General features: G+C 58.4%; 16 protein-coding genes. 6 read left to right on the top strand and 10 right to left on the bottom strand.

What is annotated here, in order from left to right; translation table 11 throughout:
• Positions 1 to 8 precede the first annotated feature (8 nt).
• Positions 9 to 860: a hypothetical protein gene (locus CKW21_RS16790; RefSeq protein WP_095195072.1), complete on the bottom strand. Its 852-nt coding sequence runs from the start codon at positions 858 to 860 to the stop codon at positions 9 to 11.
• 97 nt (positions 861 to 957) lie between these two features.
• Positions 958 to 4,509, bottom strand: a complete 3,552-nt coding sequence (locus tag CKW21_RS16785; protein WP_095195071.1) for a hypothetical protein — start codon at positions 4,507 to 4,509, stop codon at positions 958 to 960.
• 1,046 nt (positions 4,510 to 5,555) lie between these two features.
• Here CKW21_RS16785 and CKW21_RS16780 point away from each other — a divergent pair.
• Together CKW21_RS16780 and CKW21_RS16775 are read left to right on the top strand one after the other, a co-directional pair.
• A complete protein-coding gene (locus tag CKW21_RS16780; protein ID WP_095195070.1) occupies positions 5,556 to 6,488 on the top strand; it encodes a GlxA family transcriptional regulator in 933 nt (310 codons plus the stop codon).
• 104 nt (positions 6,489 to 6,592) lie between these two features.
• The gene (locus CKW21_RS16775) at positions 6,593 to 7,561 is read left to right on the top strand and encodes a nitrilase-related carbon-nitrogen hydrolase (protein WP_095195069.1); all 969 of its coding nucleotides are present in this window, start codon (positions 6,593 to 6,595) and stop codon (positions 7,559 to 7,561) included.
• A gap of 129 nt (positions 7,562 to 7,690) precedes the next feature.
• Here the strand turns inward: CKW21_RS16775 and CKW21_RS16770 are convergent, their stop codons facing one another.
• Positions 7,691 to 8,206: a DoxX family protein gene (locus CKW21_RS16770; RefSeq protein ID WP_095195068.1), complete on the bottom strand. Its 516-nt coding sequence runs from the start codon at positions 8,204 to 8,206 to the stop codon at positions 7,691 to 7,693.
• 343 nt (positions 8,207 to 8,549) lie between these two features.
• Here CKW21_RS16770 and CKW21_RS16765 point away from each other — a divergent pair, with 343 nt between their 5' ends.
• Together CKW21_RS16765 and CKW21_RS16760 are read left to right on the top strand one after the other, a co-directional pair.
• On the top strand, positions 8,550 to 10,052 hold the full coding sequence (locus CKW21_RS16765; protein ID WP_095195067.1) for an aldehyde dehydrogenase family protein: 1,503 nt from the start codon (positions 8,550 to 8,552) through the stop codon (positions 10,050 to 10,052).
• Positions 10,053 to 10,223: 171 nt separating this feature from the next.
• Positions 10,224 to 10,574, top strand: coding sequence for a BON domain-containing protein (locus CKW21_RS16760; protein WP_095195066.1), 351 nt, complete (start codon positions 10,224 to 10,226; stop codon positions 10,572 to 10,574).
• An 80-nt stretch (positions 10,575 to 10,654) separates the two neighbouring features.
• On the opposite strand, the gene CKW21_RS16755 is transcribed toward CKW21_RS16760, so the two are convergent.
• Positions 10,655 to 11,317: a carbonic anhydrase gene (locus CKW21_RS16755; RefSeq protein WP_095195065.1), complete on the bottom strand. Its 663-nt coding sequence runs from the start codon at positions 11,315 to 11,317 to the stop codon at positions 10,655 to 10,657.
• Between the two features lie 61 nt (positions 11,318 to 11,378).
• Complete coding sequence (gene cynS, locus CKW21_RS16750) at positions 11,379 to 11,846, bottom strand: cyanase (protein ID WP_095195064.1); 468 nt, start codon at positions 11,844 to 11,846, stop codon at positions 11,379 to 11,381.
• A 122-nt stretch (positions 11,847 to 11,968) separates the two neighbouring features.
• Here cynS and cynR point away from each other — a divergent pair, with 122 nt between their 5' ends.
• Positions 11,969 to 12,850, top strand: a complete 882-nt coding sequence (gene cynR, locus CKW21_RS16745) for a transcriptional regulator CynR (protein WP_095195063.1) — start codon at positions 11,969 to 11,971, stop codon at positions 12,848 to 12,850.
• A gap of 204 nt (positions 12,851 to 13,054) precedes the next feature.
• On the opposite strand, the gene CKW21_RS16740 is transcribed toward cynR, so the two are convergent.
• The 3 genes from CKW21_RS16740 to CKW21_RS16725 form a co-directional block, all read right to left on the bottom strand.
• The gene (locus tag CKW21_RS16740) at positions 13,055 to 13,384 is read right to left on the bottom strand and encodes a hypothetical protein (RefSeq protein ID WP_095195062.1); all 330 of its coding nucleotides are present in this window, start codon (positions 13,382 to 13,384) and stop codon (positions 13,055 to 13,057) included.
• 522 nt (positions 13,385 to 13,906) lie between these two features.
• Positions 13,907 to 14,410 (bottom strand): GNAT family N-acetyltransferase, encoded by a 504-nt coding sequence (locus CKW21_RS16730; RefSeq protein ID WP_095195060.1) that lies wholly within the window; start codon positions 14,408 to 14,410, stop codon positions 13,907 to 13,909.
• A 181-nt stretch (positions 14,411 to 14,591) separates the two neighbouring features.
• On the bottom strand, positions 14,592 to 16,547 hold the full coding sequence (locus CKW21_RS16725; RefSeq protein WP_095195059.1) for a DNA topoisomerase III: 1,956 nt from the start codon (positions 16,545 to 16,547) through the stop codon (positions 14,592 to 14,594).
• 272 nt (positions 16,548 to 16,819) lie between these two features.
• Between CKW21_RS16725 and CKW21_RS16720 the strand changes: the two genes are divergently transcribed.
• Entirely contained in the window at positions 16,820 to 17,188 is a 369-nt protein-coding gene (locus CKW21_RS16720) for a DUF427 domain-containing protein (RefSeq protein WP_095195058.1), read from the top strand.
• Positions 17,189 to 17,308: 120 nt separating this feature from the next.
• Here the strand turns inward: CKW21_RS16720 and CKW21_RS16715 are convergent, their stop codons facing one another.
• Positions 17,309 to 18,931, bottom strand: a complete 1,623-nt coding sequence (locus tag CKW21_RS16715; protein ID WP_095195057.1) for an MFS transporter — start codon at positions 18,929 to 18,931, stop codon at positions 17,309 to 17,311.
• 117 nt (positions 18,932 to 19,048) lie between these two features.
• Positions 19,049 to 20,710, bottom strand: a complete 1,662-nt coding sequence (locus tag CKW21_RS16710) for a GMC family oxidoreductase (RefSeq protein ID WP_095195056.1) — start codon at positions 20,708 to 20,710, stop codon at positions 19,049 to 19,051.
• Positions 20,711 to 20,784: the final 74 nt, after the last annotated feature.

Raw genomic sequence — 20,784 nt, 5'->3', positions numbered from 1 at the left:
TCCTTTCGCTATTGCTGAAGTTTTAGGGTCCAGATTATATTTCCATTTTTGTCAAGTAGATAAACAGGGGTGGTAATGAATTCGGTGCGTTTGCCCACAAACATGTAAATTACCGCTTTCCGTGGGGCCCCTTCCTTCGCTTGCAGTCGGGCATATTCACCTTCGGGATAACCCTCGGCAACACCACCTCCTTCGACTGTCGGCGTGTTCAAAATTGATGCAGAGACCCGTATTGATCGGGCGGTGAGATTGTCTTGTCGGGAAAGTTCATCGTCAATGGACTGTAGTTTTTTCTCGTCGGCGTCTATTAGTTTTATCAGGACGGTTTGGACATTTGGAGACCACGAGATTATGTTTCTTGTTTCGTCACCTTTGTTGGTACTTTGTACTGTAAGGTCGAAGTATTGATTGGGCTGTTTATAGTCGTCTCCCCGAAGGGTTTTTTTGAAATAGGTTATCCAGTCAGATAGCGAATATCTATTTGATGCATTATCCGGCATGAACGCGGGTGCGTTGTAGGATACGCCGCTTTGTGTGTATACGATTTCGGTGTCGGCTTCAACTTTGCTGTTCTTGGCTTCGGATTTATACACCGCACATTCATTTTGGATAAGGGGATGGTGAAGTCCATTTCCAAATCCTAGCTGTTTCCATCGAAAAATAAGTTTGTCTGAAATCAGGTTGCATACGGCGTACCAGAGGTTGGTGCGGTTACCCGCTATCTGAGCTTCTGAAATGACATTCGTGTGAAGTTTTTTGATTTTGTCTTCGTGCGGTGTTATCCGGATGTTTTGCTCATCGTTCGAATGTGTGAGCATGGGCAACATCAACAAAAACAGCATCAGAGGCATACGTTTCATTTTGGGTTTCCTCTTTGGCTTCCATCAATCTATCGAACCCGCTCGGTTAGCAAGACACCTTTAGTTGGGGCCAACAGCGGCTCCAGCGCGCCGGGCACTAAAACTTCGCATAATTCAACGCATCCACCAGCGCCGAGCCACCGATACCCGTCAGCGAAAGCAGCAGCGCGCGGACCAGCGGTTCCTCGGAATAACGCGAGAATGACCCGGTATTGAGTGCCACTATGCGTTCGCGAATCATGCGGAATTTGTCGTAGTACGGCTTATCGGCAGGTGTTTCCAGCAAATAGGCATCGATGTGTCGCAAGGCGACGGTGCGTGCCTTTTCCGCTGCGCGACGAAGCGAGAGCGCGGAGACCAGTAGCATCACTGCGGTGAGCAGGAATGAAATGATGATGCTGGGTGGTGTGGGCCAGTTATCGAACAGGCTGCTGCGCGCCGCCAGCAGGATCAACATGACCAGCGTCGGCGCATAGATCAGCCGGCTGACCGCTGAGGTGCGCTTGGCGATCATTTGCAAGTCCACCCAGTCGTCGATGCAGGGATGTTTGTACTTCTCGCCAAATATCTCCCTGTGTTTGAGCTGCAAACTTCTTGGCCAGATTGCATGATGATCGCTTAGATGGCGGATGAAACGCGTCAGTAGCAGATTGGCATCCACGACCCAGAACACCAGTGCCTGGAACGTCAGGGTTGGAATCAGCCAGCTCAACATCCACACCCTTGATTCGCCTCGTACGGGAATTTGCTCCATTGGCCAAGCGACAAAAAGTACGCTGGTGACCACGACGAAAATCCAGGTAGCAAAAAGAGCGCGTAACATTCGGGCGCCGAACGACCCGCATACGCAGTGCTCGCCCCAGAAGGGGGCAATGAAGATCATCTTGCGTCCGTCCGGGCCAACCCTGGTGGATGCACAGGACTTGGCCCAATCATCGCTGGCCCTTACCAGCGGGAAAAAGATGAACATCAGGCCTCGTCCCAGTTCCTTGCACCAGCGACGAAGGGTCCAGCCCTTTTCGAGTCCTTTGCGGAAGAAGCGCAGTGCTTGCCCTCGCAAGGTCATGGGATACCTGCACATGTGTGGTTGCAAATCGTAGCTGATCTCGATCTCGGTTCTGTTGATGCACAGGCTGCGCCAGCCCCATGCCAATGCCGACAGCGATATCAGCACCGCGGCCACACGCAGCGCCACGGTTGGCCAGGCACTGATGCCTTCGAACAGGAACATCGGCTCACCCAACCCGTTGGCCGTCAACGTGCTACGCATCTGGTACGCCAGCATCAGCACAAGGACAAAGACGACGAGGGGAACCACGATGTACCACGCAGAGGCATTGGGTAAGTGGTTGATTGTGTCGGCGGCAGCGTCGTTTTTCAGCAAGGCCTGCCTTTCGGAGCGCCGGACAAGATTCGACGAGATAATGCCAAGTAGAATCAATAGAAAGGTGACCCAAAGGAATTCCGCGTGCCAGAAACGCGTGGCGATAAAAGCGCAGAATGCTGCCACCAGATACAGCGTGATGGGTACACCTCGCACCCAGCGATGGGTGAACTTGCTGTCATTCTTCGGAACTTCGATCCACCACCAGACGATGAACGCGCCGAGTAAAAGCAGTGTGACCGCCAGCGGTCCTGCCCAGAAGAACGATTGGGTGTTCTTGAGCTGATCGCGTACTGCCTGGGTCGTTTGAGGATAGGGCGGAGGTGACGGGTCCTGAAGGCATCGCAACGCCATCAGGTCATGCGGTCGCAGGTCTTGATCCGACCGGGACAGCAATGTCGGTGCTTCGCAACTTGCGGGGCGATTGCCACTCAGCGGGCTCGCCAATGGAATGAATCCGCTGATGCCAATCTCATAGATGCCGGGCGAGAGCAGCTCTGATTTTGAATAGTCGAATTTTGCCCGCTTGGCATCGAAGGATTGCGGCGCCAGCGCCGCCAGAACAGAGATGAACACAGCGCTTTGCAGGCTGTCGCGGAACGGCGGTACATCCTGCTGCAGTGCCCGCGTCAGCGACAGGCCGTAGGGTGCGGCCAATATCAGATTGCGCGTGGTTTGCGCCTGTCCTCGTTGCAGCATGCGTGCGTCGAGGTCGGTGGAAAAGTACAGTTTGTATGGCATCCGGTTCTTGAGCGCCTGCAATGCCAATAGCTTGTCGTAGGCATCGACACCCAGTATTCCGATGGCGCCGATGCCGCTTTCACCGTTGCGTCGATAGGCCTCATCCACTTGCGCTATGTGATCGGCCAGGCGCCGCAGATAATCAAGCTGGGAGTTTCCGTCAGCTTTTTCCAATGGACTCAAATCGATTTTACTGGGGTCCTTGTTGTTCTTGCCGGTATCGGTGCCAGTGGTTTTGTCACTGCTGGCGGCTTCCTCTGGAAGTCGGCCGTCCAGGCCGCGCAAGTAGCTGAAACGCAGAATCCACTGATTGATTACTGCCTTTTCATCGTCGTCGCGCAGGTTGGCGTCCTTGGCGACCTGGGCCTTGAAGCTTTCGATCAACGCGCGGCTGTAGAAACTGTCCCATTCCGAGATCAACGCGATGCGGTCGAAACTGCGCCAACTATTTCCCACACAAGGCGATCCGACTCGGCGCAGGCTGCCTTTGTTGCAACGTACCCCGAACGCTGGATCGACATGGCGCAGTTTCAGCTCTTCCAACAGCAGCTGCGTCATGGTGCCGTCGTCGCTGACGGTGCGCAGTATTTTCATGGTCTCTTTGTACGGCGATTTCTTGTTTTTCGTGTCCTTTTCCGTGTCCGAGTCAGCGTCCTTGTCCTGATCACGAGGCTTGAGGCTTTTATCGAGGAGCTCGTTGTCGGCAGTGGCCAGAGGTGAATAGATCTCGATATGAGGAGGGGCGTTGCCGTCGGCCTCCTCTTCGTACATATCGCGAAGAATCGTTGAGGTTGCGGGGCCGATGACCTTCAGGACAGCGGGTGTCTCGGGTGGCTGTGTGCCAGTAGCGGGCGATTCCCGTAGCCTGCCAAGTTTGGATGACAGGTTTACGCGTAATTTCTCCAGGTTCTGCAGTGGCTGTGAACCCAGAGCGTCTTGTTTGAGCCAGAACACGATTGTCTGGTTCGCAGGCGGCTGTGTTCCTTTTGGAGGTTGCACTCGATCAAGGGGGTTGGAGACAAACATTTCATAAGGGATGGCGAGATCGCTTACCGACTCCGTGTCGTTGAATGTGAAATCCCTGGTAAGCCTCAAGCAATGTATGTACTGCTCCTGAGCAGGTACTCTGTGGGAATTTTTGAACCCGGCCAAAAGGGCGTATCGAGTACGACGCCGGCGCTCGACTTCATCGGCATAAGGGCCCCCTTCGACCAACGCCACCATGATATCGGGGAGGGTGGTTTCTCCTGGTAGCGTGGTGATTTCGGGAACGCATAGTTTTTTTTCGGCCTCTTTGTTGCCGGTATCCCTGAGCTTTTTGCGATACCGCTCAAGCGCATCAAACGGGTCCTGCCATAGCCGTGCTTCGATAGGCAGTTGTGCCTGAAATTGTGCACCGACAGGACGTGGCTCCAGGAAAGGTTCGCGGGTCAGGGCGAATGTCGATACCACCAGACTGAGGATGACCGCACTGCCTGGTAGCCAAAAAGCCAGGTTAGTACCTGAATCCTTGTTGTTGTCCATGGCCTGTCCCTCAGGTGGCCGACTGTTACTAGTTATGTATAGACCTGATTAACCAGATGGTTAAGAGCGGCTTTTTACCGGGCCAATTGGACTTTTTGTTGTGGCTGACCCCATCAGGTGTCAATCGGTGTGCTGGATTGGAACGGTTTTCTGCTGGTTGGTTAGTTGCGGATGAATTAGCGGTGGATTTAATTTCATGATTCCAGAGGTTAAAGTTTTAAAGTGGCTTGTAATGTGCGCCAGCTTCTTTGTGGTATTTGTTTTTGTGTGGAGCGATTCAATTGAACAAGATTGAAGTTGTGGGCGGAGTTGTGAGGGGTGACAGGCTTATCCAGGTAGAATGCCTAGAAGTATTCTGTTTTCTATTGGGTGCCCGAGGTGCCCGGTAAAAATAGCTTTACGCCTTGCGGAGTGGCAATCAAGCTGATTTAGAGCGGTTTTATGCAGCGTGAAGGCAGGGAGCGTGGCACGCAGCATATTGAATATGATCCTGGCGGAGCCCATCGTTTATCGGCGGGACGCCCGTTAGTCCAGATATTGTGATGCAGTCACCTGAATCCAGTTTGTACCGATGGAGTGGAAAAAACATCAAGTAAGGTGACGGATTGTATATTTGCAGAATGCGTCTATTAGACGTTTTTTAAGCACTACCGACTTTTGGTGCTTGGATCCATCAGCGGTTGATTCAAAATATTGGCCTTCTCGTGATAGGCGTGTCTGTATTTGCTTGTAAGTAAGGCGTTGTGGTTATGTATTAATGCGATATGGAGATAGTGGATTACCGCTTGATTTCGAAATATTCCAAAAAAATATTGAACCTTCGCTCCTTGTATTTGATGCAGGGTGAGGATGTGTAAAGTTAATGATAATTTTCAAACAGGTTCTAACGTCAAGTTGTAACGCGGGCTATACACTGTGCCAAGCATTCGTGTCTACACGTAGCATGAACTCGTAAAAAGATCTCGTCGCCTTAATGGTCAGGCGTGTAGAGTTTGTATGGCGTGAAATATGTTTTGCCACTTTTCAGGTCATTCGAGACGCCCGCCATGCACCCCATCGGCCTCATCGTTTACCCCGGTTTCCAGGTCCTCGGCCTGTCCATGTCCGCCACGTTCGAGCTGGCCAACAACGCCGCTGACGAGCCGGTGTACAGCATCCGGTTGCTGTCCGAAACCGGCGGCCTGGTGCCCACCTCGGCAGGGTTCGCAGTGGAAACCACCGCATTCGATCAGCGTCCGTTCGACACGCTGCTGGTCATGGGCGATAACGTTATCCGTCCGGTCTCAGCAGGTTTGGTGGCGTTTCTGCAGCGAGCCAGTCAGAGCACCCGACGCCTGGGCTCGATCTGCACCGGTGCCATCGCCTTGGCCGAGGCCGGATTGCTCGATGGACGCAGGGCGACGACGCACTGGTGCCATGCCGCATCGCTGCAACAGGCCTATCCGAAAATCAAGGTCGAAGAGGACCGCATCTTTATCAACGATGGCCATATCTGGACCGCCGCCGGCATGAGCGCCTGCGTCGATCTGGCGCTGGCCCTGGTGGAAATGGATCTGGGCGCCGAGGTCGCGCGGCGGGTGGCCCGGCAGTTGGTGGTGTATCACCGCAGGGCCGGCGGGCAGTCGCAGTTTTCGGTGATGCTGGAACTGGCGCCCAAGACCGACCGCATCCAGGCTGCGTTGACCTATGCCAAGCAAAACCTGAAGTCCACGCTGTCGGTGGAAGAGTTGGCCAATGCCGCCAATCTCAGTCCTCGCCAGTTCAGTCGGGTGTTTCATGCCGAGACCGGCCAATCACCGGCCAAGGCCATCGAAAGCCTGCGGGTGGAGTCGGCCCGGCTGATGATGGAAACCGGTCGGCACTCCATCGATGTGGTGGCGACTGACACCGGATTTGGTGACCGGGAGCGCATGCGACGGGCGTTTATCCGGGCATTTGGCCAACCCCCGCAGGTGATTCAGCGTGCCAACCGGACATGACTGTCATCATGTCCTAAAAGGTGGTGCATACGACATTTTAGACTAAATATGATTGTCGTAATCTTGATCTCGTTGAAGCCCACTCCGTAAATGAGATCGCCATCATGACCCTCGTTAAAGCCGCCGCCGTACAGATCAGTCCCGTGCTCTACAGCCGTGAAGGCACGGTCAATAAAGTCGTGGAGAAGATCCTCGAACTCGGTAAACAGGGGGTGCAGTTCGCTGTGTTTCCGGAAACCATCGTGCCTTACTACCCATATTTCTCTTTCGTCCAGGCACCGTTCGCCATGGCTGCGGAACATCTCAAGCTGCTGGACCAGGCCGTGACCGTACCGTCGGCGGCGACCGACGCCTTGGGCGCAGCCGCCAGAGAGGCCGGCATGGTGGTGTCCATCGGCGTCAATGAGCGTGACGGTGGCACGCTGTACAACACGCAGTTGCTGTTCGACGCCGACGGTACCTTGATCCAGAGCCGCCGCAAGATTACCCCGACGTATCACGAGCGCATGATCTGGGGCATGGGCGACGGCTCGGGCCTGCGTGCCGTCGACAGCGCGGTAGGGCGCATCGGTCAGCTGGCGTGCTGGGAACATTACAATCCGCTGGCCCGCTACGCCTTGATGGCCGATGGCGAACAGATCCACGCCTCGATGTACCCCGGCTCGTTCGCCGGTCCGCTGTTCGCCTCGCAAATGGAAGTCAACATCCGCCAGCATGCACTGGAAGCGGCCTGCTTCGTGGTCAACTCCACCGCCTGGCTCGACCCTGAGCAACAGGCGCAGATCATGGCCGACACGGGTTGCCCGATAGGCCCGATCTCCGGTGGTTGCTACACCGCGATCATCGGCCCTGACGGCGTGGTGTCGGGCGTGTTGACCGAAGGTGAGGGTGAAGTGATCGTCGACCTCGACATGGGCCTGATCGACAAGCGCAAGCGCATGATGGATTCCCGTGGGCACTACAGCCGTCCGGAACTGTTGAGCCTGCTGATCGACCGTACACCGCATGCTCATGTGCATGAGCGCGGCGCGCATCCGAAGCTGTCCGAGACAGAGGCGGTGGAACAGATCTGACCCTCTGCAATCCGTAGGAGCGAGCATGCTCGCGATGGTCGCCAACGATGACGCGAACTGATTGGTTCAACGCGTTATCGTTTACGACCATCGCGAGCGAGCTCGCTCCTACAAGGGATGCGTTTCGTTTCAGTGGTTGCTGCGACGCCAGAAGACGCGCGCCAGCAGCGCATCGAGGCTGAGTTTGCCCGGACCTGTGAACACCAGGGGTACCAGGGCGGCAAGGTAGATCAGCGGCAGTTTGAAGTTGCCGTAACCTTTGTTGGTGATGGAGTAACCCTGGGCCAGCTCGCTCAGACTCGACCAGTCAGCGGGCCAGTGAACAGCGGCGGTCGCGACGATGGTGACCACGATCAGGCTGATCGCCGAAAACCGTGTGGCCAGTCCCGCCAGCAGGGCGAGGGCGCAGATCAGTTCCACCCACATCGACAGTTCCCAGTTCAACGTGGCCGGCAGGTGGTTGAACGGAAACAGGAAGCGGTCCTGGATATCGGCGAACCAGTTTTCGCCATTGTATTTCTCCAGGCCTGACTCGAAGAATTCCCAGGCCAGGAATACCCGCAGCGTTAGCGGCGCGATCCAGCTGCCGGCACGGTCAAGGTTCAGGTGCAGGCCTTTGACGGCCGATGAAATCGAAGTGCTCATGGACATTGGTCTCCTTCAAGTCAGGGATGTCGGGCGACGCGTGCCCGTTCAGCGCAAGGATCGGCTTGGCCAATCGACAGGTGAATTTCATCAGGCAGGTGTATCTGCGATGTGTCCCCGGCGCGGGGTTTGAAGGTTTGTTGTGTCTGGGGCGGGGCTGTACACACTTTGATACGTAGCCTCAAGGCGTTGATGACCCCTTGTGGGAGCGAGCCTGCTCGCGAAGGCAGTGGGTCAGTCGGCATGTATGTTGAAGGTGATGGCCTCTTCGCGAGCAGGCTCGCTCCCACAGGACTTTTGCTATACATTTTTCCCCCCGCCCATTGCATGGTGTAACCGCTTCATGTCTCTTGCGCTCGAACGTCTAGTCGCTGGCACGCCGATCCCTTTCGCCGGTAATCGTGTCACTGTGGTCAGCCCCGAACTGGCGGCGCGCTTCCAGCCCGGAGACCACCTGTTGGTGGAGCAGGTCAGCGGCGAATTGTTGTTGATTCCGGTGGCTGACCAGCAAGCGGCAGCCGTTGCCATCGAGCGTGCGGAGGCGGCGTTTACCGCCATGTCGGCGGTGTCGGATCAGGCCATCAGCACCTTCTTCGACCTGTTCGCTCAACGCCTGGAAAACCCGGCATGCTGGGCCTTGATCGAAGCGGCCAACCAGGCCGACATCGAGCGCGCCAAGGCCCGTGGTCGTTCAACCACGCGCTTGCTGGCCGACGAACGCATGCGCCGCGACATGATCGCCGGGCTGCGTGCCTGGCGCGATGCCCCGGCCTCGCGCGGCAAAGTCATCAGTTGTGTCGTGCACGATGGCTGGAAAGTCGAGCAAGTGGTGTCGCCGCTGGGCATCGTCGCGTTCGTCTTCGAAGGCCGGCCGAACGTCTTCGCCGATGCCGCCGGTGTGTTGCGCACCGGCAACACGGCGGTCCTGCGCATTGGCAGCGATGCGTTGGGCACCGCCCAGGCGATCGTCACCCATGCACTCAATCCCGCGCTCGCCGATGCTGGCTTGCCGAGCGGCGCCGTGTCGCTGGTGGAAAGCGTCAATCATGCCGCCGGTTGGGCGATGTTCGCCGACCGCCGTCTGTCACTGGCGGTGGCCCGTGGTTCGGGGCGTGCCGTCAGCCAGTTGGGCAGTATCGCGCAGCAGGCCGGCACCGCCGTCAGCTTGCACGGCACCGGTGGTGCCTGGCTGATCGCCGATACCGATGCCGATGCCACGCGTTTCGCCAGCGTGGTGCGCAACTCCCTCGACCGCAAGGTCTGCAACACCCTGAACGTCTGCCTGATTCACCGCGACCGCGCCACCGAACTGGTACCGCTGTTTCTCGACGCGCTGCAACAGGCCGGCAAGGCACGGGGCCAGGGTTGTAAGTTGCACATCGTCGAGGATAGCGAAGCGTTCCTGCCCGGCGATTGGCAAAGCGCGACCGTCGAGGTTTACCGCGCCGAAGGCTACCGCACCGAAGCCCTGGCCGAAGCGCTGCCCGAAGAGCAATTGGGCCGCGAGTGGGAGTGGGAAGAAACCCCGGAAGTCAGCCTGAAAATCGTCGACGACCTGGACAGTGCCATCGCCTTGTTCAATCGCTACAGCCCGCAGTTCACGGTGTCGCTGATCAGCGAAGATGCGGCGACGCAGGAGCGTTTCTACAACGCGGTCAACGCACCGTTTGTCGGCAACGGCATTACCCGTTGGGTCGACGGCCAGTACGCACTCAACAAGCCGGAACTGGGCCTGTCGAACTGGGAGAGTGGCCGGCTGTTTGCGCGCAGCGCGATTCTCTCGGGCGACGGTGTTTTTACCATTCGCAGCCGCATGACCCAGACGGATCTATCGGTCAAGCGTTGAGTCGGCGCCCCGACCCCGGGCGAAGGCCGCACTATACTTTTCATGTGCGTCTGTATTGGCGGGCGAGCACTCCAAAACGAATCAGATGTTCCATACGCTCGCCTGAGAGGCAGAGGGCTGCACCGCAAATGGGGCGGGCGGCGCATCTGCTTCCGTGAAGAGGGTTACATCATGAAACTTCATTCGTTTCAACATTACTCTCAGGATCTGGAAAGAGGCGTTCACGACACATGGATTACCGCCAGGGTGAAGTCAGCCCTGGCCATGGCCGAACCAAGCCTGGGTTTGCAAATCCATGTCAAAACCCATGGGGGCACGGTGGCGTTGAGCGGTCGCGTCAACACCCATAAACAGTGTGAGCAAGCGGTTGGTCTGGCTCGTTCGGTTCAGGGCGTCGTCGAAGTCGATGCCCGAGACCTGCTGACTCACGTGTTCACGCCAGGCCATATTCCAGAACCACCCAACGCTGAAGAGGCCCCTGAAAAGCGCTCACAATCGTCAACGAGGATGGACGATAAATAACCCTGTCGATCGTGTCGGTCCAGCGCTCCCGTGAGCCGGGAGCGCTGGACCGATCGTCTCTCTGTCAACAGGTTCAAACTTCAGGCTGCTGCTTCTGCGGATCGTGCGGGAAGGGCGCAGGTGTCCGGATACTCGCAGAGCGCCACGAAACGGTGGCTATTGGCATCCAGGGCATCGACCGAACCGGTCTCGATGTCGTACACCCAACCATGCAAATTCAACAGGCCTTTCTCCCGGGCCAGGCGCACGCTCGGATGCGTCTGGATATTGGCCAGTTGCGCGATCACATTTTCGCGCACCATCGAGCTGACTTTCGCCGCTTCACTGGCATGGGGCCGGGATTCGTTGATGACTTTTGCCGACTCGGCGTGTTGCAGCCAACTGCCGACGGCGGGCAAATGATCCATGCAGGTGCACTTGGCGACAGCGGTCATCGCGCCGCAGTCCGAATGGCCGCAGATGACGATATCGGTCACCCCCAGTACCGCGACGGCGTATTCGACCGTGGCCGACACACCGCCGGGATGGGGGCTGTAGGAGGGCACGATATTGCCGGCGTTACGGATGACAAACAGCTCACCGGGCTCTTGCTGGGTCAGCAGTTCCGGCACGACACGGCTGTCGGAACAGGTGATGAACAAAGTACCCGGGTGTTGGGTGGTGGCCAGGTGTTTGAACAGGTCAGTGCGTTGCGGAAAGGCTTCTTTCTGGAACTTCAGAAAACCTTCGATGAGCGCTTGCATGGTTGCGTCCTCGTGAATGTGCGGTGTTTGGCCCGCGCGGCAGTGCGGGCCCGGTGTCGACTCAGAAAGGACGCAGAGGCAGGAACTTGCCATCGAGGGTGATCACTGCACGATGACCACCTTCAGGATCTTCGACTTTCTTCATATCGAGCTTGAAGTTGATCGCGCTGATGATGCCGTCGCCGAACTGTTCGTGAACCAGGGCTTTGAGGGTGGTGCCGTAGATCTGGATCATTTCGTAGAAGCGGTAGATGGTCGGGTCGGTCGGGACACCCGAGAGGCTGCCGCGCAGCGGGATGATTTGCAGGCGGGCTACCGAATCGGCATCCAGTTCGAGTTTTTCGCCGATCACGTTGGCGGCGCTTTCCGGCAGCGGGTGCTGGCCGAGTAGAGCGGCAGTGACGTAAGCCAAGCCAAGGCCGGTGCCTTCAGCGACGTCTTCGAAGGACAGATTTTTGCGAGCTTTTGCGTCGAGAATCCTGGCGGTCAGTTCAAGGCTGGTGTCGTTGTAGGCATGGGACTGTTGCATGGTGAATCTCCTGTTGCAGGGGGATGTGCTTGGGTGTGGAGTCATCTTCTGCCGATCGATCCATAGCGTCCAAGACCGATATACAATGCAACGCATAAGTACTGCCTATGGATGGTTTGCCCATGCTGCTACGTCATCTGCGTTATTTGCTGGCCGTCGCCGACAACGGCGGTTTCACCCGTGCCGCCGAAGCCTTGCACGTGTCGCAGCCGACCCTGTCGCAACAGATTCGGCAGCTGGAAGAAACCCTCGGTGTCAGCCTGTTCGACCGCACCTCGCGCACGGTCAAACCCACCGATGCAGGCCAGGCCTATATCGAATGCGCCCGTCGGGTGCTGGTGGAGCTGGAGGCGGGCAAGCGTGCGTTGCATGACGTGAAGGACTTGTCCCGCGGCAGCCTGCGCCTGGCCATGACCCCGACCTTCATGGCGTATCTGGTGGGGCCGCTGGTGCGCGATTACGTGGAGCGGTATCCGCATATCCACCTGGAGGTGTTCGAGTTGTCGATGGACGACATCGAAACCGGGTTGGCGGAGGATTCACTGGACATCGCGATTGCGTTTGATCAGGTAAGGAACGCCGACATCGAGTCGATCCCTGCATTTACCGAGACGTTGGGGCTGATGGTTGGCCGGGCGCATCCGTTGTATGAGCATCAGACCCCATTGACCACGCAACAGATGGCGGAACTGGAGTTCGCTCTGTTGACTCCCGGCTTCGTTACCCGCACCTGTATTGACGAATATTTCGTTCAGGCGCGTATCACACCGAAGGTGGCCATTGAGGTCAATTCGGTCAATACCCTGCTGGAAGTCATTCGCCACACCGCGATGGCGACGATCCTTCCGGAACCTATCGCCACGGGCGATCGTGCCTTGCGCAAGATTCCATTGGCGGGTGAGGCGCCGAGGCGTGGGGCGGCGTTGCTTCGGCGCAAGAACAATTATCACAGCGCGGCGTCGTTGGCGTTTGTGGAGTTGGTGTTGGGTACAAATTTCTCATGACCACCACAACCCCCAGTGTGGGAGCGAGCCTGCTCGCGAATGCGGCAGCACATTCAACATTGATATCGACTGGCAGTCAGCTTTCGCGAGCAGGCTCGCTCCCACAGTGGATGTGGTTGAACCTGAATATCGGGCATTAAAAAAGGCCTGCTCTTTTTGAGAGCAGGCCCTTTTATTTAATGAGTCAGCGACGACTCAACTTAATTAGTACAACCGATCAATCACCCGAACTTCGTTCTGGTTCTGCATCGAGGCCCAGGCCTGTTTCAGCGTTTGCAGAACACTGCCGATGAAGTCTTTGTCGGCTGCGGCTTTCTTGCCGACGTAGCCCTGGCCGCGACGGTACATCTTCAGTCGGGCAAGCAGGTTCTGGTTGTTCTGGTCGAACTCCGCTTCATGGGCGTGGGGCGACAGGCAGTCGATATGAACCTGGCCCGTTTTGCTGATCCACAGAATATGGTTGTCGAGCGTATCTTTTTTCGCCGCGAACAGACGAGCCAGTTCTTCGATAGTCGGTTGATTGTTCAGATTCATCATAAAGCTCCCTTGACCAATTGGTGATCTTTCAAAGTTGATTCGCTAATACAAGTAGCCCATCGGTTAGTTGATCCCTGGCACCGAAACCAGGACGTCAGCAGTCGTCCGCCGAAATCGGCGAGGTCCTGCGTCTGTTGCATGTAGTCGTGTTGAATAACTGCTACGCAATAGCGTCACAACGAAGAGAAGCGGCGAAAACCTTCTGGCCCTGCCAACGCTTTCAGGGTCGGCCACAAGCTTCATGAGGATGGATCGCCAGCGCTTCTCGCCCTTGTACTGGACGTTCAGGCCAGGTCAGCTTCTTCAATCTGCCTTGTGGGCAGCGTGTATCCGGAAAAAACAGCTCGGCGGTCAGACGAGCTTGCTCAAACGTGTTGCCTGTACTCCCGATCGGGGAGACGTCTGCATCATGCAAGGGCAAATCGAAGGCGTCAACGGTTTTGTAGTGATTATTTTTGGTCACTACATATTGTCGGACAAAGCTGTGTGGAATTAAAAAAAGTGGGGGGAAAGCGCCGGTCAGGCGGGTTGCGGCGAGACTTCGAAGCGGTAGAGGGTGCAGGGATAACCCTTGATCGTTTGCTGATGCCGGGTGAATCCGTCCCGGCTAAGCCCCGGCATGATCGCCGTCCAGAACAGGCGCGCGGGCTGGTTGGCCTCGATGTGGAAAATCTGCCATTGACCGGGGAAGCGGCTCAAGAGGGTGGATACGACAAACCTCGCGACACCCTGGCCACGAAAGTGCCGTGCGACAAACAGGTAGCCGATGTTGTAGCAGGCGCCGGGCAGGTGGGTGTCGTCATCCACGGTCACGAAACCTGCCAGTTCGCCGTCGACGCGGATCAGAAACGGCCGGGTCGCGGGTTTGCGCCAGTAGTCCGGCAGGGGCTGAATGTTGAAAAAACCGTGCTCACCCAGTTTCAGCGGCAACCACTCGCTGAAGTCATAGGTGTAGAACTGCATCAGGTTTTCGATGGTTTCCAGTTCGTCGCGTTGGGCGGGGTGCAGTTCTATCGAGGGCATGCGAAGTCGCTCCTGATCCCGTCAGTCAAGGATAGTTCGAACGACGAGAAAACTGTGGCGAGGGAGCTTGCTCCCGCTGGGTCGCGAAGCGGCCCCTTTTCCCCAAAAAGATGGGACTGCTACGCAGTCCAGCGGGAGCAAGCTCCCTCGCCACAGGATCGGTGTCAGGCTTGAGTTGCCTTCAAGCCTTGCTCGACGGTTTTGCTGTGCGTTTAGCGCCAGTCGATGCCTTGCGCTTGGCGGGCTTGCGCTTGTTTTTCCACGGCGTGGCACCACGCCCGGCGGGGCTTGCCGGGCCGCTGATGGTCAGGCTCAGGCCTGCACAGCGGGCCACCTGTTTGCTCATCCATGCCGCCTGTTTGGTAACGAATTCTTCGAGACTCATTTCGCCGCTCTGCACCATGTCCAGTGCCTGCTCCCAGATCGCCGTGGTGCCCGGATCGGCAATCGCTCGCGGCACGGCATCGATCAGGCTGAACGCGGCCGGGGTTGCTGAAAGTGCCTTGCCGTTCTTGATCAGGTAACCGCGGTCGAGCAGGCCCTGGATGATCGAGGCGCGGGTCGCCTCCGTGCCGATACCGGTGGTGTCCTTGAGCTTCTGCTTGAGCAACGGATCTTCCACGAGCCTGGCGACGTTCTTCATGGCTTTGATCAGGTCGCCTTCGGTGAAGGGCTTGGGCGGTTGGGTCCAGAGGTCCTTGAGTTGTACGTTGGCCACCGCGCAATCAATGCCTTCCCTGAGGTTCGGCAGGGTTTGCGGGGCCGGCACTTCACGAGCCTTGTTCGGGTTTGGGGCAAGGGCCTCGGGCAGGGCGCGCTTCCAGCCAGGTTCGACGATCTGCTTGCCGACTGCGCGCAAGGCTTCACCGGCGCAATCGAAGTCGGCCTGGGTGCGGTCGTATTCGTGATTGGGCAGGAACTGCGCCAGATACCGTGCACGAATCAGGGTGTAGACCGCGCGCTGCTTGCCCGCCAGTCGTTCAAGGTTCTTCGCCGCCGCGGTGGGGATGATGCCGTGGTGTGCGCTGACTTTTGCATCGTTCCAGGCCCGTGAGCGGCGTTGTGGCTCCAGGTGGTCGTGCAAGGCGTTCAGCGCCGGGTCGGCCTGGCGCAATGCCGCCAGAATGCCCGGCGCCTCGCTGTGCTGGCTGAGTGGCAGGTAACCGCAGTCGCTGCGCGGATAGGTGATGACTTTGTGGGTTTCGTAGAGTGCCTGGGCGATATCGAGGGTTTCCTGGGCGCCAAGCCCGAGTTTCTTCGAGCAGACTTCCTGCAAGGTCCCCAGGTCGAAGGGCAGCGGGGCCACTTCGCGCATCCGCTCGGTACGCAGCTTGATCACCCTGGCACTCGCGGCGCCCGTCATCGCAGCAGCGGCCTGCTGGGCCCGCGTCTGATTCAGGCAGCGATCCTGATCGTCACAAACATCGGCGTCCGCCCGCCATTGGGCAGTGAAGGGGATACCGTGATGCAGCAGTTGCACGTCGATGGCCCAATAGGCGACCGGAATGAAATCGGCAATGCTGCGGTCCCGATCCACCACTAGGCGCAGGGTCGGCGTTTGCACCCGGCCGACCGGCAGCACGCCCTGATAACCGGACTGGCGCCCCAGCAGGGTGAACAGCCGGCTCATGTTCATCCCGATCAGCCAATCTGCCCGGCTACGGCCCAGTGCCGAATGATACAGGCTGAAGGTCTCCGTTCCCGGCTTGAGCGCGGCGAGGGCCTTGCGGATCGAGGCATCGTCCAGCGCTGACAGCCACAAGCGACGGATCGGTCCACGATAGCGGCAATGCTCCACCAGTTCCCGGGCGATCATCTCGCCTTCACGGTCGGCGTCGGTGGCGATGATCAGTTCGGCGGCTTCACCGAGCAGGCGCTTGACCGCCTTGTACTGGCTGGCCGTGCGGGGTTTGACGGTCATCTTCCATTTGTCCGGAATGATCGGCAGGTCCGCCAGCACCCAGCGCTTGTAGCGCGCGTCATAGGCATCCGGTGGCGCGGTTTCCAGCAGATGGCCGATGCACCAGGTCACCGTGACATCTGTTCCCAGCCAGCAGCCATCACCGCGACGTTTGGCGCCGAGCACGGCCGCAATGTCTTTGGCCTGGGAAGGTTTTTCACAGAGGTACAGCCGCATAACCACCATCGTCGATCAGTGTCCGGGAGGTGCACAGAATGGCGGGTGATGAGCGCGGGGGCAATCTTTATCTGTATGGATGTACAGCGGGTGCGTTGCGATGGGTTACCGGTCCCGTTCGGCTGTGATGCATTCACGAATGCAAAATCTGGGTTATACCTGATACATCGTGGTCTCAGGTTTTGGGGCTGCGACGCAGCCCATCGCTGTAGGAGCGAGCTTGCTCGCGATGAACGATAACGCGGTCACCTTCGTCATGAGGAACGAATTCCATGAAAAGCACCGGTCCTAGCCCTGTCATCACCATCGCCGAGCAGCCCGGCTGCCTGTTGGTGAAGTTTCACGGTATCCAGGTGGCCGCGTCCTCACGCGCGCTGGTGCTGCTGGAGGCCAATTATCCGCCGGTGTATTACGTGCCGCGAGAGGACATTGACGAGAAGTATTACGCCCGCACCGATCACACCAGCTATTGCCCGTACAAGGGCGATGCCAGTTACTTCAGTCTGCAGGTGCCTGGGCATGAAGGGGCCAATGCGGTATGGAGTTACGAGAACCCAAAAGTTTCTGTCGCGCAGATTCGTGAATACATGGCGTTTTACCCGGATCAGGTGAAGTTCGAGGTCGTCGAACTCGACGAGTGACTCACAAACCACTGTGGGAGCGAGCCTGCTCGCGAAAGCGGTGGGTCAGTCAACGTCGATGGCGACTGATCCACCCTCATCGCGAGCAGGCTCGCTCCCACAGGTTGTTACTGTCTACCCTCAGTTCTTATCCAGATCCACATTCCGCGTCTCACGCAAACACAGCATCCCCACCACCAGGCTCACCCCGGTGATCACCACCGGGTACCAAAGCCCGTAGAAAATGTCCCCGGTGTACACCACCAGCGCGAACGACACCGTTGGCAGGAAGCCGCCGAACCAGCCATTGCCGATGTGATAGGGCAGGGACATCGAGGTGTAGCGGATGCGGGTCGGGAACAGTTCGACCATCAGTGCCGCCAGCGGGCCGTAGCACATGGCGGAGATGATGATCAGCGCGACGATCAGTGCCACGATCATCGGTTTGTTGATCTGCTGCATGTCGGCCTGTTGCGGGTAGCCGGCGAGGGTTACCGCACCACGCAGGGCGGCTTCGTCGAAACCGTCGATCTTCACATCGCCGATGCTCACCTGCACGCCGCTGCCGGCCGGGGCGGCGGCACTGTTGTACGGCAGGCCCTGTTTGACCAGGAAGGTCTTGACCTTGTCGCACGGGCTGTCGAATTTCGCCTTGCCCACCGGATCGAACTGGAAGGTGCAGGTGGCCGGGTCGGCCAGCACGGTGATCGGTGCCTGGCGGCTGGCCAGGTCGATGGCCGGGTTGGCGTAGTGGGCCAGGGTCTTGAAGATCGGGAAGTACAGCGCGGTGGCCAGCAGCAGGCCGAGCATCAGTACCGGTTTACGCCCGACCTTGTCCGACAGCCAGCCGAAGAAAATGAAGAATGGCGCACCAATGGTCACGCTGACGATCAGCAGGCCGTTGGCCACGGCGGGGTCCATTTTCAGGAACTGGGTGAGGAAGAACAGCACGTAGAACTGTGCCGCGTAGAAGGTCACGGCTTGCCCGGCGTTGATGCTGAACAGGGCGATCAGCACGACTTTGAGGTTTTCCCATTTACCGAAGGAATCGCGGATCGGCGACTTGCAGAGCTTGCCTTCCTCTTTCATTTTCACGAAGGCCGGCGACTCGTGCAGGCTCAGGCGAATCCAGGTCGAGATGCCCAGCAGAATGATCGAAAACAGGAACGGAATGCGCCAGCCCCAGACTTCGAATTGATCGCCGGTGAAGTAGCGGCAGCCGAGTACCACTAGCAGTGACAGCAACAGGCCGAGGGTGGCGGTGGATTGAATCCAGCTGGTGTGGAAGCCACGCTTGCCCATTGGCGCGTGCTCCGCCACGTAGGTCGCCGCACCGCCGTACTCACCGCCCAGGGCCAGGCCCTGAAGCATGCGCAGAACGACGAGGATGATCGGCGCAGCGATGCCGATGCTGGCGTAGTTCGGCAGCAGACCGACGCAGAAAGTCGCCACCCCCATGAGGACGATGGTGGCGAGGAAGGTGTATTTACGTCCGATCATGTCACCCAGTCGACCGAACACCAGAGCGCCGAACGGCCTGACAATGAAGCCGGCGGCGAAGGCCATCAGGGCAAAGATGAACGCCGTGGTGTCGTTGACCCCGGCGAAAAACTGCTTGCTGATCACCGCCGCGAGAGCGCCGTAGAGGAAAAAGTCATACCACTCGAAGACCGTGCCAAGCGACGAGGCGAAGATGACTTTCTGGGTTTCCTGACTGGTCCCCGCGCTGCGCACGGCTTCCAGGCTCTGAACATGTTCTGACATATCGGTATCCCTCACAGTGATTGTTTTTGTTGTTCCACTGGTGTTGCTTGTCCGTGAATCAGATGCAAATCCCTTGTGGGAGCGAGCCTGCTCGCGAAGGGGGCGTGTCAGTCACCATCAATGTTGAAGATCCGCCGCTTTCGCGAGCAGGCTCGCTCCCACAGGGGGAGTGTCTACAGCAGGATTAAGGATCAATTGCGCGGCTTTCTCCGCGATCATCAGCGTCGGCGAACAGGTGTTGCCCGAGGTGATGCGCGGCATGATCGAGGCGTCGGCGATGCGCAGGCCGGGGATGCCATGGACACGCAGTTGGGCATCGACCACCGCATCCGCATCGTTGCCCATGCGGCAGGTACCGACCGGATGGAAAATCGTGGTGCCGATCCGGGCGGCGGCTTCGTGCAGTTGCTCTTCGCTTTGCAGACTGTCGCCGGGCAGGTATTCGACAGGTTTGAACTGTTTGAGGGCGGGCGCGGCAACGATGCGCCGGGTCAGGCGAATGGCATCGGCGGCCACGCGCAGATCCTCGGAATGACTCAGGTAGTTGGGCTGGATCAGGGGGGCTTGCTGCGGATCGGTGGAGCGGATTTCCACCCGGCCGCGGCTCTGTGGACGCAGGTCGCAAACCGATGCGGTAAACGCCGGGAAGGCATGCAGCGGTTCGCCGAAGCGCTCCAGGGACAGCGGTTGTACGTGGTATTCAAGATTGGCCGAGGCCTGCTCCGGCCCTGACCGGGCGAAGGCCCCGAGCTGGCTTGGCGCCATGGACAGCGGGCCGCTGCGGTCATACAGATACCGCAGGCCCATGCCCATCTTGCCCCACAGGCTGCCGGCGATCTGATTGAGCGTGCGGGCATTTTCCAGTTTGTAGATCAGCCGCAGTTGCAGGTGATCCTGCAGGTTGCCACCCACCCCCGACAGTTCATGGGCGACGCCGATGCCCAGGCGTTGCAGCAGCGGGCGTGGGCCGATCCCGGAACGTTGCAGGATGCTCGGTGAGCCGACGGAGCCGGCGCACAGGATGATTTCCTTGCGCGCCCTGAAGGTCTTCGCCTGACCCTGCCAACGGGCGCTGACCTTTGATGCCCGGGCGTTCTCCAGCAGCACACGGTCGACTTCGACGCCGGTCAGCACCGTCAGATTCGGACGACGGCGGATCGGCTTGAGAAACGCCTTGGCCGCGTTCCAGCGGATACCGGCCTTCTGGTTGACCTGGAAGTAGCCACAACCTTCATTGTCGCCCTGGTTGAAGTCATCGATGCTGGCGATACCGCTTTGCTCGGCGGCGCTGCGGAAGGCATCGAGAATCGGCCATGACAGGCGCTGGCGTTCGACGCGCCATTCGCCGGCAGCGCCATGAAATCCCGAATCGCCGGCAAAGTGGTTTTCGCTGTGCTTGAACAGCGGCAGCACGTCCTGCCAGCTCCAGCCGGTATTGCCCTCGGCGGCCCAGCGGTCGTAATCGTCGGCCTGACCGCGCATGTAAATCATGCCGTTGATCGAGGAGCAACCACCCAGCACCTTGCCGCGCGGATAACTCAAGGCGCGGCCTTGCAGGCCCGGTTGCGCTTCGGTCTTGAAGCACCAATCGGTGCGCGGGTTGCCGATGCAGAACAGATAGCCCACGGGGATGTGAATCCACGCATAGTTATCGCGGCCACCGGCTTCGAGCAGCAGCACCCGGTGTTGCGGGTCGGCTGACAAGCGATTGGCCAGCAAACAACCGGCCGGCCCGGCCCCGACCACGATGTAGTCGTATTCATCAAGGGAAGTCTGCATCCCTGACCTCGTGTTGTTGTTCTTGTTGTATCCCATCCTAGTTGTTAGCTTTCGTTTAAAGAATGTTAGTTTTT

This window comes from Pseudomonas sp. Irchel 3A7, from assembly GCF_900187565.1.
Classification (GTDB): domain Bacteria; phylum Pseudomonadota; class Gammaproteobacteria; order Pseudomonadales; family Pseudomonadaceae; genus Aquipseudomonas.
This window is presented reverse-complemented; position numbering and strand designations above follow the sequence as displayed.

Excerpts from the sequence above, each read along its gene's own strand:
- CKW21_RS16790 (WP_095195072.1), bottom strand. The coding sequence starts at position 860 with ATGAAACGTATGCCTCTGATGCTGTTTTTGTTGATGTTGCCCATGCTC.
- CKW21_RS16785 (WP_095195071.1), bottom strand. The coding sequence starts at position 4,509 with ATGGACAACAACAAGGATTCAGGTACTAACCTGGCTTTTTGGCTACCA.
- CKW21_RS16780 (WP_095195070.1), top strand. The coding sequence starts at position 5,556 with ATGCACCCCATCGGCCTCATCGTTTACCCCGGTTTCCAGGTCCTCGGC.
- CKW21_RS16775 (WP_095195069.1), top strand. The coding sequence starts at position 6,593 with ATGACCCTCGTTAAAGCCGCCGCCGTACAGATCAGTCCCGTGCTCTAC.
- CKW21_RS16770 (WP_095195068.1), bottom strand. The coding sequence starts at position 8,206 with ATGAGCACTTCGATTTCATCGGCCGTCAAAGGCCTGCACCTGAACCTT.
- CKW21_RS16765 (WP_095195067.1), top strand. The coding sequence starts at position 8,550 with ATGTCTCTTGCGCTCGAACGTCTAGTCGCTGGCACGCCGATCCCTTTC.
- CKW21_RS16760 (WP_095195066.1), top strand. The coding sequence starts at position 10,224 with ATGAAACTTCATTCGTTTCAACATTACTCTCAGGATCTGGAAAGAGGC.
- CKW21_RS16755 (WP_095195065.1), bottom strand. The coding sequence starts at position 11,317 with ATGCAAGCGCTCATCGAAGGTTTTCTGAAGTTCCAGAAAGAAGCCTTT.
- cynS (WP_095195064.1), bottom strand. The coding sequence starts at position 11,846 with ATGCAACAGTCCCATGCCTACAACGACACCAGCCTTGAACTGACCGCC.
- cynR (WP_095195063.1), top strand. The coding sequence starts at position 11,969 with ATGCTGCTACGTCATCTGCGTTATTTGCTGGCCGTCGCCGACAACGGC.
- CKW21_RS16740 (WP_095195062.1), bottom strand. The coding sequence starts at position 13,384 with ATGAATCTGAACAATCAACCGACTATCGAAGAACTGGCTCGTCTGTTC.
- CKW21_RS16730 (WP_095195060.1), bottom strand. The coding sequence starts at position 14,410 with ATGCCCTCGATAGAACTGCACCCCGCCCAACGCGACGAACTGGAAACC.
- CKW21_RS16725 (WP_095195059.1), bottom strand. The coding sequence starts at position 16,547 with ATGCGGCTGTACCTCTGTGAAAAACCTTCCCAGGCCAAAGACATTGCG.
- CKW21_RS16720 (WP_095195058.1), top strand. The coding sequence starts at position 16,820 with ATGAAAAGCACCGGTCCTAGCCCTGTCATCACCATCGCCGAGCAGCCC.
- CKW21_RS16715 (WP_095195057.1), bottom strand. The coding sequence starts at position 18,931 with ATGTCAGAACATGTTCAGAGCCTGGAAGCCGTGCGCAGCGCGGGGACC.
- CKW21_RS16710 (WP_095195056.1), bottom strand. The coding sequence starts at position 20,710 with ATGCAGACTTCCCTTGATGAATACGACTACATCGTGGTCGGGGCCGGG.